Annotated in this window: 13 protein-coding genes; 5 read left to right on the top strand and 8 right to left on the bottom strand. The window is 64.3% G+C overall.

Going from position 1 to position 14,311, the window contains the following annotated elements:
- Positions 1-237: 237 nt before the first annotated feature.
- Entirely contained in the window at positions 238-1,140 is a 903-nt protein-coding gene (gene cysM / locus GYK42_RS11435; protein ID WP_034751785.1) for a cysteine synthase CysM, read from the top strand.
- Positions 1,141-1,228: 88 nt separating this feature from the next.
- On the opposite strand, the gene GYK42_RS11430 is transcribed toward cysM, so the two are convergent.
- The 5 genes from GYK42_RS11430 to GYK42_RS11410 all read right to left on the bottom strand — a co-directional run bounded on the left by GYK42_RS11430 (position 1,229) and on the right by GYK42_RS11410 (position 7,084).
- A complete protein-coding gene (locus tag GYK42_RS11430) occupies positions 1,229-1,561 on the bottom strand; it encodes a hypothetical protein (RefSeq protein WP_034751784.1) in 333 nt (110 codons plus the stop codon).
- A gap of 438 nt (positions 1,562-1,999) precedes the next feature.
- Positions 2,000-3,163, bottom strand: a complete 1,164-nt coding sequence (gene mltB / locus GYK42_RS11425) for a lytic murein transglycosylase B (RefSeq protein WP_431190169.1) — start codon at positions 3,161-3,163, stop codon at positions 2,000-2,002.
- Positions 3,154-5,175 (bottom strand): transglutaminase TgpA family protein, encoded by a 2,022-nt coding sequence (locus tag GYK42_RS11420; protein ID WP_166447608.1) that lies wholly within the window; start codon positions 5,173-5,175, stop codon positions 3,154-3,156. The genes mltB and GYK42_RS11420 overlap by 10 nt, the downstream gene beginning before the upstream one ends.
- The gene (locus tag GYK42_RS11415) at positions 5,172-6,170 is read right to left on the bottom strand and encodes a DUF58 domain-containing protein (protein WP_166447607.1); all 999 of its coding nucleotides are present in this window, start codon (positions 6,168-6,170) and stop codon (positions 5,172-5,174) included. The genes GYK42_RS11420 and GYK42_RS11415 overlap by 4 nt, the downstream gene beginning before the upstream one ends.
- Positions 6,171-6,175: 5 nt before the next feature.
- Complete coding sequence (locus GYK42_RS11410) at positions 6,176-7,084, bottom strand: AAA family ATPase (RefSeq protein WP_166447606.1); 909 nt, start codon at positions 7,082-7,084, stop codon at positions 6,176-6,178.
- Positions 7,085-7,295: 211 nt separating this feature from the next.
- Between GYK42_RS11410 and GYK42_RS11405 the strand changes: the two genes are divergently transcribed.
- Positions 7,296-8,222 carry a histone deacetylase family protein gene (locus GYK42_RS11405; RefSeq protein WP_046682665.1) on the top strand — a complete coding sequence of 309 codons (927 nt, stop codon included), beginning with the start codon at positions 7,296-7,298 and terminating at the stop codon, positions 8,220-8,222.
- Here the strand turns inward: GYK42_RS11405 and GYK42_RS11400 are convergent, their stop codons facing one another.
- Together GYK42_RS11400 and GYK42_RS11395 are read right to left on the bottom strand one after the other, a co-directional pair.
- On the bottom strand, positions 8,223-8,555 hold the full coding sequence (locus GYK42_RS11400) for a hypothetical protein (protein WP_166447605.1): 333 nt from the start codon (positions 8,553-8,555) through the stop codon (positions 8,223-8,225).
- A 162-nt stretch (positions 8,556-8,717) separates the two neighbouring features.
- A complete protein-coding gene (locus GYK42_RS11395; protein WP_166447604.1) occupies positions 8,718-9,515 on the bottom strand; it encodes a hypothetical protein in 798 nt (265 codons plus the stop codon).
- Between the two features lie 201 nt (positions 9,516-9,716).
- Here GYK42_RS11395 and ylqF point away from each other — a divergent pair, with 201 nt between their 5' ends.
- Positions 9,717-10,664, top strand: a complete 948-nt coding sequence (gene ylqF, locus GYK42_RS11390; RefSeq protein ID WP_071650173.1) for a ribosome biogenesis GTPase YlqF — start codon at positions 9,717-9,719, stop codon at positions 10,662-10,664.
- Positions 10,665-10,776: 112 nt separating this feature from the next.
- Here ylqF and GYK42_RS11385 read toward each other — a convergent pair whose 3' ends face one another.
- A complete protein-coding gene (locus GYK42_RS11385; protein WP_166447603.1) occupies positions 10,777-11,595 on the bottom strand; it encodes a DODA-type extradiol aromatic ring-opening family dioxygenase in 819 nt (272 codons plus the stop codon).
- 112 nt (positions 11,596-11,707) lie between these two features.
- Here GYK42_RS11385 and GYK42_RS11380 point away from each other — a divergent pair, with 112 nt between their 5' ends.
- Together GYK42_RS11380 and GYK42_RS11375 are read left to right on the top strand one after the other, a co-directional pair.
- Entirely contained in the window at positions 11,708-12,598 is an 891-nt protein-coding gene (locus GYK42_RS11380) for a LysR family transcriptional regulator (RefSeq protein ID WP_166447602.1), read from the top strand.
- A gap of 144 nt (positions 12,599-12,742) precedes the next feature.
- Complete coding sequence (locus GYK42_RS11375; protein WP_166447601.1) at positions 12,743-14,287, top strand: TonB-dependent receptor domain-containing protein; 1,545 nt, start codon at positions 12,743-12,745, stop codon at positions 14,285-14,287.
- The last annotated feature ends 24 nt before the right edge of the window (positions 14,288-14,311 follow it).

Here is a 14,311-nt window from a genome sequence, read left to right as displayed (position 1 = left end):
AGGCTGAATAAGCAAATAACAAAAATAACTAACAGTGACGAGTCTAGCGCATGCGGCGCGCGCCTGCCGCAATACCCCTTGTGCACGCCCGGAAATGGCGGCGCGGCAGGCGCCATGCGGCATGGGGCGGCGCAGCCGGACGCGCACGCAAGCCCGGATGCCGCCGCCGATCGGCGATACGCCGTCCAGCATCTCATATTAGAATGGGTCTTTGTTGAATCTACTCAAACAGACACGATGGCTTACAAGACACTTGAAGATACGATAGGCAATACCCCGCTGGTGCAGCTGACGCGCTTGCCGGGTGCCGATGCGCTTGCGCGCAACAACGTCATCCTGGGCAAGCTGGAGGGCAATAATCCGGCTGGCTCCGTGAAGGACCGCGCGGCCATGTCGATGCTCAAGCGCGCTGAAGAGCGCGGCGTCATCAAGCCGGGCGATACCCTGATCGAGGCGACCAGTGGCAATACGGGCATCGCGCTGGCCATGGCGGCCGCCTTGCGCGGCTACAAGATGCTGCTGCTGATGCCCGACAACCTCAGCGTGGAGCGCCGCCAGAGCATGGCCGCTTACGGCGCCGACATTTTATTGACGCCGAAGACGGGCGGCATGGAATATGCGCGCGACCTGGCCGAGCAGATGCAGAAGGATGGCCGCGGCGTGATCCTCGACCAGTTCGCCAACGAAGACAATTCGCGCGCCCACTATGAAAGCACGGGACCGGAAATCTGGCGCGACACGGAAGGGCGCGTCACGCATTTCGTCAGCGCCATGGGCACGACGGGCACCATCATGGGCGTGTCGCGCTATTTGAAGGAACAGAATCCCGCCATCCAGATCATCGGCGCCCAGCCCGAGGAAGGTTCGCAGATTCCCGGCATTCGCAAGTGGCCGGAAGCGTACTTGCCGAAAATATACGACAAGTCGCGCGTGGACCAGGTGGAATATGTGAGCCAGGGCGTGGCCGAACGCATGGCGCGCAGCCTGGCGGCGGAAGAAGGCTTGTTCTGCGGCATCTCGGCTGCCGGCGCCTGCGAAATCGCGCTGCGCATCTCGCAAACGGTGGAAAACGCGACGATCGTGTTCGTCGTGTGCGACCGTGGCGACCGCTACTTATCTACTGGTGTGTTTCCTGCTTGATAGTTTAATGTCGACCAGAACGGCCTGAGAACTGCTGGAAATACCCCCTCCCCATGGCGGGGAGGGAAAACCTGCGAAACTGGCAGGATCAGCCTTGTGGCGTTTCGCCTTCTTTTGGCTTGAATTGCTTGTCGCTGATGCGGAATTTGTTACGACGGTCACCCATCAGGTAACGCAGGTCGCGGATGCTCAGGTCGCTGACTTCGTGCATGCGGATCAGCAGCGATGCGCCGACCGGCAGGCGATGGTGGCGGATTTTACTGATGACCGGTGGCGCCACTTCCAGCGCGCGGGACAAGGCTGCGTCGTTTTTCAGGCGCAGGTTTTCGATCAGGGTATCGAGCAGTCTGTTTGGGTTGTACTGAAGCAGATCGTCGGAGTCCGAATCGCTGTTCATATCAATGCCGACTTGGTTTGTCATGATGTTATTGTTCCTTCTGTAGTTGCACTGCAAAGTAAAAAACACTCGGAGCTCGCTCTTGCTGCGTTCATGTTCATTCTTTACTAAAAGGAACGAATTCACACACGGTACGATCCGGGATACAGTTTTTCATGATATATACACAATTGTACAACAGGATTCAATTTCAAGCTGGAAAGCCCGATAATCTTGCTTGGTACAGAATCGGTGTTGTCTAGCTGCAACACCTATTTATTCTTTATTATGCTCTATGATAGAACAAAAATTGTACTTTGACAAAAGTTAAGTATAAAACCATTACTGCATTCCGTGCCGCACAAAGGCTGGCGAGCGAGGCTGGCACATGTTATCGGCCCTACCATAGACCTGTTTGCTGGTCGATTCAATATCGCTTACGCTTTCTTACAAGTAATATTATAACTTTACACTGACTTTCGGTTAGCGTGCGCGCACTTGACTGATGGCCTTGCCCAAGTCAAGCACTGACATGGCATAAAAATAACTTCTGTTGTACTGAGTTATAGCAAAGAAGTTATTGGTTGCCAAGTGATACTCAGTTGCTTCTGAACCATTTTGCAAGTCGATCAGGCCGAACAATATGTTCTGGGGCGTGGATGGCGCGGCACTGACGCCGGCTTCCTGCAATTCCGCCAGCCGGTACTTGGCTTGCAAGCCCTGGCCGATGAATTTTTCCCACGTGCGGCTGGCCGACACGGTGACGGGGTAGGTGCTGACGGCCGGGTCATCGCGCCGCCAGCCGTGCTCGACGAGGAAATGCGCGACGCTGCCGATGGCGTCGGCCGTGGAATTGCGCAGGTCGATGTGACTATCGCCATCGAAGTCCACCGCATATTTCATGATGCTGCTGGGCATGAACTGGGGCAGGCCGATGGCGCCCGCATACGAGCCGAGAAGGGTCAAGGGATCGATGCCATCCTTGCGTGCATACAACAGCGCGTTTTCCAGTTCTCCCTTGAAAAACTCCATGCGCGCGGCGCGGGTCGGGCTTTCCGGATAGGAAAACGCCAGAGTCGTCAGCGCGTCGAGCACGCGGAAGCGGCCTGTGTTGCGTCCGTACACGGTTTCCACGCCGATGATGCCGACGATGATCTCGGCCGGCACGCCATATTCGCGTTCGGCGCGCGCCAGCGCTTCCGCATTCTCATCCCAGAATTTCACGCCCGCATTGATGCGCACCGGCTCGATGAAGCGGGAGCTGTACGCTTGCCAGTTCTTCGGCTTGCCCGGTGGCGCCGGCTTCATCAGTTGCACGGTCGATTCGACATAGCGCACCTTGCCGATCAGGGTGTCGAGCTCGGCGCGGTCAAAGCCGTGTTTGGCAGACATGTCATCGAGGAAGGCGCGTACTTCTTTCCAGTTGGCATAGTCGACAAATTCGCCTTCGAAGTCGAATTTCGCCGGTGCTTTTTTTGCTGCTGTCTTGGCGGGAGGCGCCTTGGCCGCGCGCACGGCACGGGCGCGGTCGGCAGCGGAAATGTTGCTGTTTTCGCCAGCGTGCGCCGTGGCCAGGCACAGGGGGAGGGAGAGGAGCAGGGACAGGGCGGGGTATTTGATCGGTAACAAGGAGCGTCTCATCGGCATTGGGTTAACAGGCGGCGCAAGCTGCGCCGCGCGCGGAATTGTTCATCTGGGTTGGCATTACCATACTTCATCGCGGCATAGATTGCCAGAAACTGTGCGATGGCGGCGTGCGCCTCTTGTGTGGCCTTGCCTGCGGCCAACCGGGCAGCATAACCGTGCGGGCCTTCGTGCGGCGCACGGCTGTAGCCGCGCCGCGCCTGTAGCTGGCAAAACCGCGCGTACAGGCGGTCGAGCGGATCGCCTCGCCGCGCTTGCCGCCACCAGACAAGTCCACCGGCCACGCCCGACAGCAGGGCCAGCACGGCGCAAGCGATTGCCAGCTTTGTCGCTGGCACGTTTTTCAAGCCGTCGAGCATGGCGCGCTGGCGCTGCGGCGTGGCGTCGAGTACCCAGCTGCTCCAGGCGTGCTCGGCCTGCTGCCATTGCTGGCGCCAAGCGGCAACCGCCCCTTGCGCGCCGCCATCGAGGCCGGCCAGGGCGCGCCACGCCGTCAGCGGCGACGGGGCCGGCGGCAGGGCGGCGTCGAGGTTGCGCTGCGTGCGCAGGGGCGCAACGGCGCTGGTGGGATCGACGCGCACCCAGCCCCGGCCCGCCAGCCACACTTCGCTCCAGGCATGGGCGTCGGACTGGCGCACCGTCAAGCTGTTGTCCGTACCGTTGCGCAAGCCGCCCTGGTAACCGGTGACGACGCGCGCGGGTATGCCCATGGCGCGCATCAGCACGACAAAGCTGCCCGCGTAATGTTCGCAAAAACCCGCTTGCGTGGTGAACAGGAAGTCGTCGACGCCCTGCTTGCCCAGCAACGGGGGCTGCAGGGTGTAGCGGAACGGCGCGTGGCGGAAGTGCTCAAGCACGGCGGCGATGGCGTCGGCCGGCGCCAGCGCCTGCGCGCCATGGCCGCGCAGGGCGCGGGCCCAGGCCACGCTGCGCGGGTTGCTGCCAGCGGGCAAGGCCAGCCATGGCTGCCGCTGTTCTGGCGACAAGCTTGCCTGCAGCCGGTAGCGGGACTGGGAACTGACGCGGTAACGCACGGTCGAAGTAATGGGCTGTATGGTCAGCACTTCCAGCGCGGACGACACGACATACGGATTGCCGGGCAAGCGTTCTATGCTGCGCGGCACGTCGAGCGCGAAGATGCGCCGCTGGCCGCTCGCTTGCAAGCTGACTTCGTAGTGGCTGGGCTGGCCTTCCAGCGCGATATCTATGCGGCTGTCACTGGCAGGCGCGCGGCCCTTCGCGCCCCGGCGCGTCCAGGTGGCGCCGTCGAAGTCGCCCAGCACCACGCCGCGCCAGTACAGCTGTTCTTGCGGCGGGAGCGGTGTGCTGAAACGGGCCGTGAAGACGGGTTCGCTTGACAGGGCCAGCGAGGCGATGGCGCCCGGTTGCATGCTGTCGGACAAGCCCGTGCGCGCTTGTGTGCCTTCTGTTGCCGTGCCCCACAGGGGACCGTCGACGCGCGGCACGGCAAGAAACAGCACGGCCGACAGGGGGATGGCCAGCGCCAGCATGCGTCCCAGCAAGCCCAGTCTTTGCGCCAGGCGGGGCTGCACGGCGCCGTACTGGGCCGACAGCAGGGCGGCCAGCAGGACGATGACGGTGGCCAGCATCCAGGCGGCGCTGAGGATGCCTTGCGTATGAAAGAAGTTCGCCAGCAGGAGGAAAAAACTGAGGAAGACGAAGACGAAGATGTCGCGCCGGCCATGCATTTCCAGCGACTTCAAGGCCAGCAGCAGGGCTAGCATGGCCACGCCCGGATCGCGTCCCAACACGGTGCCATAGCTGGCGTAGACGCCGGCGATGCCGAGCAAGGCCAGCGGCGCTAGCAGGATCAGCTGAGGCTGGCGCCGGCCCCGCACGGTAATGACGGCGCGCCACAGCAGGAGCGCGGCAGCGGCGGCTGACAGCCACGGGGGCAGGTGCAGCGCGTGCGGCGCCAGCACCATGGCGGCGGCCAGCAACAGCAGCACAATGTCGGCCTTGTCACGCGGCAAATTGCTCGGCCAGGCTTTCATGGCGTCGCCTGCGCTGGCGGAAAATCGTGCGGCGAACCGTGCAGGGCCAGTGCGCGCAAACAGGCGTCGCGGTGGCTGGCACCCAGGGCTGGCGCCAGAGTCAGCGCGCCCAGGCGCATGCCGTACGGCATGCCCGCGCGTTCCGCCTGCAGTACCCAGGCGGCCAGGCGCGACAAGCGCGCTTCCGGCGCCAGCGCGTGCAGGGCCGCATGCTCGAACACGATGCTGCCATGGGTTGCGCCTGCGGGAGAGTCGGCGGCAGGCTGGAATTGCTTGCTGAATACATGCTCGCCATCGTGGCGGGCGATCTGGCGCCAGGCTAGGCGGTGCAGGGGATCGCCTGGCTGGTAGGCGCGTACGCCGGCCAGCTCCAGAGCGCCATCGGGTGAGTCTGGCTGCCGTGCCTGCTGTGCCGGCTGTAGCATGCCGGCAGGCAAGGGCAGCGGCGGCGCATTGTGTTCGGGCTGCGGATACACGAGCACGCTTGCGTCGGGTTGCCAGTGGCACCAGGCAAGGAACAGGCCCAGAGGGAAACTGCCGGACAGGCGCGCGGCCGGGACAATGAGCCATCCCCGCTGCGGCGCGGCCACGACGATGTTAACGGCCGTTTCCCCGTGGGCGGCGATGTCGGCCAGGCTGGGCGCTGCCGCCGAACCGCTGATGGCCACGTGGAGCGCATGGCGCGGGCGGGCGCTGCGGTTAATCAAGCGCAAGGTGAACGTGGCCTGGCTGCCCGCGAACACGGGCTTGCCCGGCGTGGCGGCCAGGGCCAGGCCTGCCAGGTTGCGGCTGGCAAACAGCATGTCGGCGATGGCGCAGGCGGCCGCGAAATACGTGAGCGCATAGCCCAGGCCCAGGCGGTAATTGACGGCGGCGATCCACAGCGCCAGCAGCAGCGCCCCAAACGCCAGGCCCGCGCCCGAGGGACGGACGTGCACGCGCTGCGCGCCCAGCCAGGGGCGCGCCGGCAGCCATTGGATGTCGCGCAGGCGCACGGCTGTCAGACGGGAATACTCAAGAGCATGTGCTGCAGCAGCGCGCGGCTGTCCGTGGACCCTTGCGCCGCATGCAGGCGGTGGGCGCAGACGGGCAGCAGCACGGCTTGCACATCGTCGGGCGTGACGTGGTCGCGGCCTTCCAGGGCGGCCCAGGCGCGCGCCGCCTGCAGCAGGGCCAGCGCGGCGCGCGGGCTCAGGCCATCGGCAAACACGCCCGGCGCGCGCGTGGCATGCACGAGGGCCAGCACGTAGTCGACGACGGTGGCCGAGGCGTGGATGGCGCGCAGGCCCGCTTGCGCCTGCAGCAATTCTTCTCCATTCATGACGGCCGGCAAGGTGTGCAGCATGGCGCGGCGGTCGGCGCCCAGCAGCAGCGCCCGTTCGGCGGCTGCATCGGGGTAGCCGAGGGTCACGCACATGAGAAAACGGTCGAGCTGCGATTCGGGCAGGGGGAAGGTGCCCAGCTGGTGCGCGCAGTTCTGCGTGGCGATGACGAAAAACGGCTGCGGCAGCGCGTGCGTGACGCCATCGAGCGTCACTTGCCGCTCTTCCATCGCTTCGAGCAAGCCCGACTGCGTCTTCGGCGTGGCGCGGTTGATCTCGTCGGCCAGCAGCACTTGCGTGAACAGGGGACCGGGGTGAAACACGAAGCTGCCACTGCCCCGGTCATACACGCTCATGCCGGCCACGTCGGCGGGCAGCAGGTCGCTGGTAAATTGCTGGCGCTTCCATTGCAGGCCCAGCGAGATGGCCAGCGCATGGGCCAGGGTGGTCTTGCCCACGCCGGGCACGTCTTCGATCAGCAGGTGGCCGCCGGCCAGCACGCAGGCGAGGGTCTGGCGGATCTGCAAGTGTTTGCCGACGAGAACTTCGCCGATCTGCTGTGCGGCCTGGTGTATTTTCGAAAACATGCTATTTCTATCACAGTAAGTCGGATTATTTAATTTACAATCGCTTTGGCCAGGTCAAGCCGTGCCGCCCGCCCGTGCCGTGCACGTGGTAGATTAGTGCGGTAGCGGCACAGACCGGCCAGTGATTTTATGCGAGAACGCGCAGGGCGAACAGGAATGCCATGCAGTGTTCCCGGAGAATGGACAGAGACAGAGGTAACCAGTACAGCGCATGAGCACAGCCATTTATACCCATCCCGATTGCCAGCGCCATGAAATGGGCGACTGGCACCCTGAATCGCCGGCCCGCTTGCAGGCCATCAATGATCAATTGATCCTCGCGCACATCAGCGACCTGGTCGAACACCGCGACGGCGTGCGCGCGCAATTGTCCGATATCGAGCGCAACCACAGCGCCACGGCCATCGGCCTGGTGCGCGACAATGTGCCGCAAGAGGGCGACTACTATCCGCTCGACGGCGACACCTTGCTCAACGCGCACAGCTATGACGCGGCGCTGGCCGCCGCCGGCTCGGCCGTGGCAGCCACGGACGCCGTCATCGATGGCGAGATCAGCAATGCCTTCTGCGCGATCCGTCCGCCCGGCCACCATGCGCGGCCCAGCGAACCGATGGGTTTTTGCCTGTTCAATAATGTCGCCATCGCCGCCAAGCATGCGCTCGACGTGCGCGGCCTGGAGCGCGTCGCCATCGTCGATTTCGACGTGCACCATGGCAATGGCACGGCCGAGTCCGTGGCGCACGATCCGCGCATCCTGATGGTGAGTTTTTTCCAGCACCCGTTCTATCCGTACAGCGACGTGGAATCGTACACCGACACGCGCGTCAACGTGCCCGTACCTGCCCGCTCGAAGGGCGACGCCGTGCGCCAGCTGGTGCTCGACCACTGGCTGCCCGCGCTGCACCGCCAGCAGCCGCAGATGATTTTCATTTCCGCCGGTTTCGACGCCCACCGCGAAGACGACGTGGGCGGCATGGGCCTGGTGGAGGCCGACTACACGTGGATGACGCAGCAGATGATGGCCGTGGCCAATCAGTATGGCAAAGGCCGCATCGTCAGCTGCCTCGAAGGGGGCTACAACCTGTCGTCGCTGGGCCGCAGCGTGGCGGCGCACGTGAAGGCGCTGGCGGAACTCTGACTAAAGCAGGGTAGGGCGGCTGCTGGAATTCGTGTGGCGGTGCGTCTGGTAGTCGAGCGCCTCGCCGGCCATGAAGCGGCGCCAGGCCTGCGTGTAGACGAGCGATGATTTATCCGCATCAAAACTGTCGAGCTGCAACATGTCGCGGTGGTGCTTGATTTCATTGACCAGTTGGTCATACAGCATTTGCAAGCCATAGCTGTCGGCGCTCTGGCGTTTCAGGCGCTCTTCCAGCTGCGCCACTTGCCCCTGCAATTGCCGGCATTCCTTCTTCCAGTCATTGCGCGGCACGCGCTTGGGCGCCTTGCCAGTGTGTTCCATCATCATCATCATATCGAGCTATCCCCATCGCCTATCTCCCTGCATCTGGCGGGAGCCAGCCTGGAAAATAATTGCTTTTCATTTAAGAGGCGATATTAGAGCACACTTTTTTATTACTCTCAGTAAATAAAAAAATCTCTATGGAAATACTTGACCTGGCTTTTCGGGCACGTATCACTGGCGCAGCGCCGCCTTCATGGGCGCTGCGGGGACGGCTTGCGCCATGTTGCCGTCGTCGGCATACGTGAGGGTCAGCAGGGTATTGTCGTCCCAGCTCGCGTCATGCAGCGGCGGCACGTAGCGCTGGCGGTCTTCCGTGATGCGGATGTCCAGCGTGCGCTCGCCCGAGCGCGCCTGCACGGCAAGCAGCTTGCGGAACACGGGATACGGCACGTGGATCAGCGACGAGTGGCATGGCCCGCCCGCCAGGCGGAACAGGTTGCGCCGCACAAACGGCAAGTCATCCTGCTCGACGGCCCAGCGGATTTCGCATTCCAGGCGCAAGTCGCCCAGGCGGCGCACGTTCTGGGGCAGGCCCGGCGTGTGGATGTCGGCGCGCCAGCGCAGGGTATCGCGCTTCTTGTTGCTGACCAGGTCGGCATTTGCATCGAAGGCGGTCTTGTCGCGCGTCAAGGTGAAACCGCCGTCCGCCGCCAGCGGCACGGGGATAGACAGGTTGTCGGCCGACAGGTGCAGGGTCACGCCATCGAGCCTGGCCTTCGGCGTGGCGGGGATCAGCATGAAGCGCAGCGGCGCGCCCGGTGCCAGGCGCTGATGGTCGGCATACGCGTCGAGTCCCTTGAGCATGGTGCGGTAGGGGCGCAGGTCGGGATCGCGCGTGCCTTGCACATCGACAATCTGTTGCATTTCCTGGTGCACTGCGTCGCCCGGCACCGCCGCTTGTTCCTGGGCCATGGCGGGTAGCAGGCAGGCGCAAAAGGGGGCGAGGAGGAGGAAACGGGGAAGATGCATGGAATGCGTGCCAGGTTGAGCTTGCAATGGAGAATCCGCCCAGGCTGGACGGACTGCGGATCTTATCATTCATGTAACTGCTAAATTATCACCAATTGTCTCGTTCGCGTCGCACGGCTGGCGCTGGCGGCGGAAAATGGGACGTCGTGGCGGCAACCACGTAAAATAGCGGATTGACTGAACGATTTTGAAAGCAAGAGCATGGCGATACAATGGTACCCAGGACACATGAACGCGGCCCGCAAGAAAGCGGCCGAAACCATGGAAAACACCGATCTGGTGATTGAAGTGGTGGACGCGCGCCTGCCGGCAGCCAGCTGCAATCCCATGGTGGACGAGCTGCGCCTGTTCCGCCAGCGCCCTTGCCTGAAAATCCTCAACAAGACTGACCTGGCCGACCCTGCCGCGACCGCCGCCTGGGTGGCGTACTTCAATGCCCAGGAAGGCGTGACCGCGTATGCGATGACGACCAAGAAGCCAGGCGACGTGGCGCGCATTCCGGACCTGGCCAAGTCGCTGGCGCCGCACCGCGGCGTGCCGACGAAGCCGCTGCGCATCATGATCATGGGCATCCCCAACGTGGGCAAGTCGACCCTGATGAACGCGCTGCTGAAAAAGCGCGTGGCCAAGGTGGGCGACGAGCCGGCCGTGACGAAAATGCAGCAAAAGCTGTACCTGGACAAGAACACCATCCTCGTCGATACGCCCGGCATGCTGTGGCCGAAGATCGCCATCCCCAGCGACGGCCTGATGCTGGCCGCCAGCCACGCCATCGGCTCGAACGCGCTGATCGAAGAGGAAGTGGCCGTGTTCCTGGCCGAGGAATTGCTCAAGCGCTACCCGGACTTGCTGGCAACCCGCTACGGCACCAAGATCGGTGAAGTCGACGCCATCGGCGTGGTCGAGGGCATCGCCGCCAAGCGCGGCTTCCGCATCAAGGGCGGCGACTACGATTTCGAGAAGGCGTCGCACACCCTGCTGCTCGACTACCGCAGTGGCATCCTGGGACGCATCTCGCTGGAAACGCCGGACACGCGCGCGGCCCTGATGGCCCAGCACGCGGCCGAGATGGCGGAAAAAGCGGCCAAGGCGGCCGAGATCGCTGCTGAAAAAGCGAAGAATGCGGCGCGGGGCAAGCGCGGGACTTAACTAAAAAAAGCCGCTAGTTAGCGGCTTTTTAAAATTCTGGGGTCAGACCCCCCGGTGACGTTGGCGCTGAACCGGCCGTTAGCGGTGTTGAGGGTCTGACCCCGGCTCGTTGCTAATTTCCGCCAGTCGTTCCAAACCGGAAACTCGTCACCGCCAGCGCCCCGAAGAAATCCTCCTCGTGATACACGACCTGCGCCGCTTCCTGCTCGGCCGCGCCGAGCGCCACCATCAGCGGCAGCAGATGGTCTTCCTGCGGATGGGCCTGGCGCGCGCCCGGTGCCCTGTCCCAGGCCAGCAATTGCTCCAATCTTTGTTCCGGCGGCAAGGTCATCGTCTGGCGCAGCCAGGCGTCGAACTGGTGCGAGGCGACGGCGCCCGCCTGGCCGAACTGGCGCAGGTTATGGTAACTAAGGCCGCTGCCGACGATCAGCACACCTTGCCGGCGCAGGCTGGCCAGCGCGCGGCCCACTTCGACGTGGGTGAGCGGGTCGTAGCCGTGTTTCAGCGACAGCTGCACCAGCGGCACGTCCGCCTGCGGATAGATGGGGAACAGGGCGCTGAAGGTGCCGTGGTCGAAACCCCGTTCATGGTCGAGGCGCGCCGGGTGGCCGGCAGCGTCGAGCAACTGTTTTACCTGCGCCGCCAGCTCGGGCGCGCCGGGCGCCGGGTACTGGATTTGATAGGTGTGCGGCGGAAAGCCCGAATAGTCGTAGATCATGCCCGGCCGGGGGCTGGCCGAGACGAGAAATTGCGGTCCTTCCCAGTGCGCCGTGACGACGAGTACGGCTTTCGGGCGCGCGCCGATCTGGCGCGGGATATCCTGCAACGACGCTTCGAGCACGTCGTAGCGGCCGCCGAACTGGTCTTTCATGAACGGCCAAGGGCCGCCGCCGTGCGACAGGAAGTAGGTAGGGAAGGTGTGCTCTTGCATGGCGGCTCCGCAGTGGAATGGCTGATGCTATCGATGATAGTCATGCCCAGTCAGTTGATCAAGATCGCAGTTATTGATATATCATTTCCAATTTGTTGATGATTGGATGGGTATGGATACCTTGCGCAGCATGCGCGTGTTTCGCGCCGTGGTGGAACAGGACAGTTTCGTGCGCGCCAGCGAGCGCCTCGACCTGTCGCCGGCCATGGTCAGCAAGCACGTGATGCACTTGGAACGCCACCTGGGCGCGCGTCTGCTGAACCGCAGCAGCCGCCACCTGAGCCTGACGGAAATCGGCAAGGTATATTTTGAACAGTGCCGCGACATGCTCGACAACCTCGACGAGGTGGAAGCAACGGTCGGCCGCACGACGGTGGTGCCGCGTGGCATGCTGCGCCTGAGCGCTCCCGTCTGGTTCGCCAACGCCATCTTTACGCGCACCCTGGTGGCCTACCGTGAGCGCTTCCCGGAAGTGACGTTCGACATCGACTTGAGCGGCAGAGTCGTCAACCTGGTGGAAGAGGGCTTCGACCTGGCCCTGCGCGTGAGCCAGGCGCCATCGCCGGCCCTGATCGCGCGGCCCATCGGCAGCATCGCCTTTCATCTGGTGGCCGCGCCCGCCTACCTGGCGCGCGCGGGCCGGCCGCAGCTGCCGCAAGACCTCACGCAGCACGCCATGATCAGCTATTCCTTGTTGGCGAACGGCAATGAGCTGGCCTTCGATGGGCCGCAGGGACGCGAAACGGTGAAGTTTACGCCCGTGCTGCAATGCAATAACGAAAGCCTGCTGCACGCGGCCGCGCTCGACGGCATGGGCATCGCCCTGCTGCCATCGTGGCAAACGGATGCGGACCTGGCGGCCGGGCGCCTGGTGCGCCTCTTCGACGATTTCAAGCTGGCGGGCGGCAGTGTCTACGCCGTCTACACGAGCCGCCGCTACCTGTCGTCGAAAGTGCGCACCTTCATCGACTTCCTGGCCGACGAGGCGCGCCTTGGAAGCTGAGGGCCGCCGGCCAGACGCCGATGCGCCATGCCGGCCACTTGCCCATTGCTTGCGGCGCCGTGCGCCGTGCGTATAATGATTCGCTTTTGCCATCCTTCCTGTTACCGTGCGTGCGCGCCCCGGTAGCGCACCCAGCTTTCCGCCATGATGCCTGCCCTTTCCGCCCTGACCATCGCCGCGCGCACCTTGCTGCTGTGCGTCCTGGCCATGCCGGCGTGCGCGCAGGATGGCGTGGCTGGCGTGGATGGCGCTGCGGCCGGCGTCACGCATGGCGACTTGTCCGCCGAACTGGCGCAGGGCGGCCAGCACAGCGCGCGCGGCGCCCTGTCGCGCGACCAGGGCGGCATGGTGCTCGACGTGGCCTTCGACGGCCTGCGCAATGGCAATTACCGCGACGGCAGCGTGTTTCACCAGCGCGGCTTCAACGGCGGCGCGGAATGGAAGCTGCGCCAGGGCCGCTTCGGCTTCAGCGCCGACCAGCTGAAGCAGGACACCCGCTATCCCGCGCCCGAGGCGCCGTTCCTGGCCTTGCTGGCGGCCCGCCCGGAAGACCTGTACCGCTATGAGGTGCGGCGCGCCAGCGCCTTCGTGCAGCGCTATGTGGGCAGTTTCGAGCTGGGCGTGGAACTGTCTCAGCGGGAAAAGCGCGCCACGGCCCACTATGCGGGCGAGGACGGCAGCAGCGAGTCGACGTACAGCAGCCGCCGCCGGCAGCTGGCGCCACGCTTGCGCCATTACGGCAAGGTGGGCGGCGTGGGCACGGATACGGAAGTGGGCCTGGACCTGATGCAGTGGCAGCGGCGCTCGGGCCGCGATGGTGATGCGCAGCGCCGCCAGTATTCGCGCGCGCTGCTGCTGCGCGAAGAGCTGGCCTTCGGCGGCCCGTATGCGCCGCGCCTGCTGCTGGGGTTGCGGCATGAACAGTTCCAGCTCGATCCGGCCGACATGCCCGCCGGCGGCAGCGACTGGGAAAACCAGAATGCCTGGGACTTGCAGGGCAGCCTGCAATTGCGCCCGCAACTGAGCGTGTACGCCAAGGCCGCGCGCAGCTACCGCATCGATGACGATGGTTATACCCGCGCCGGCTACCGCCCGCTGGCGGGACAGCTGCGGCGCGACATGGAAGTGGGCGCCACCTTCGGCGACGCGGCGCGCAGCGCTTCCGTGCGCGTCTTCAGCGAGCGCCTGAGCAACCAGATCGTCTTCGACCAGAACCTGGGACAGCTGGGCTTTGCGGGCAACCTCGACCCCTCGCGTCGCGACGGCGTCGCCATCGAAGCCAGCATGGCGCTGGCGCGCGACTGGCGCCTTGACGCTCAGTTGCGGCAAGTGCATGCGCGCTATGACGATTACGCCTACGACGGCCCGGACATCGCCCTCGTGCCGAAGACCCTGGCCAGCCTGCGCCTGTACTGGGCGGGGCAGGGCGGCGCCAGTGCCGACGTCGGCGTGCAATGGCTGCGCGCCCTACGCTATGGCCCCGATTTCGCCAACAGCTGCCTGGCGCAAGTGCCTGCGTTTGCCACCGTGGACGGACGCTATGCGCGCAAGCTGGGCGCCTGGGAGCTGGAATTGGCCGGCAGCAACCTGGCCAACCGCCGCCATTACGGCGATGCGCCGGGCTGCCGTTCCAGCATTTACCTCAACGATGCGCGCCAGCTGCGCGTGTCGGCGCGCTACCATTTCTGAGGCAGGGGCGCAGCGGGGCTTAAA

Source organism: Janthinobacterium lividum (genome assembly GCF_011601275.1).
GTDB classification, from domain to species: Bacteria; Pseudomonadota; Gammaproteobacteria; order Burkholderiales; family Burkholderiaceae_D; genus Janthinobacterium; species Janthinobacterium lividum_E.
The sequence above is the reverse complement of the archived record's forward strand: the minus strand, read 5'-3'. Positions and strand labels throughout refer to the sequence as shown.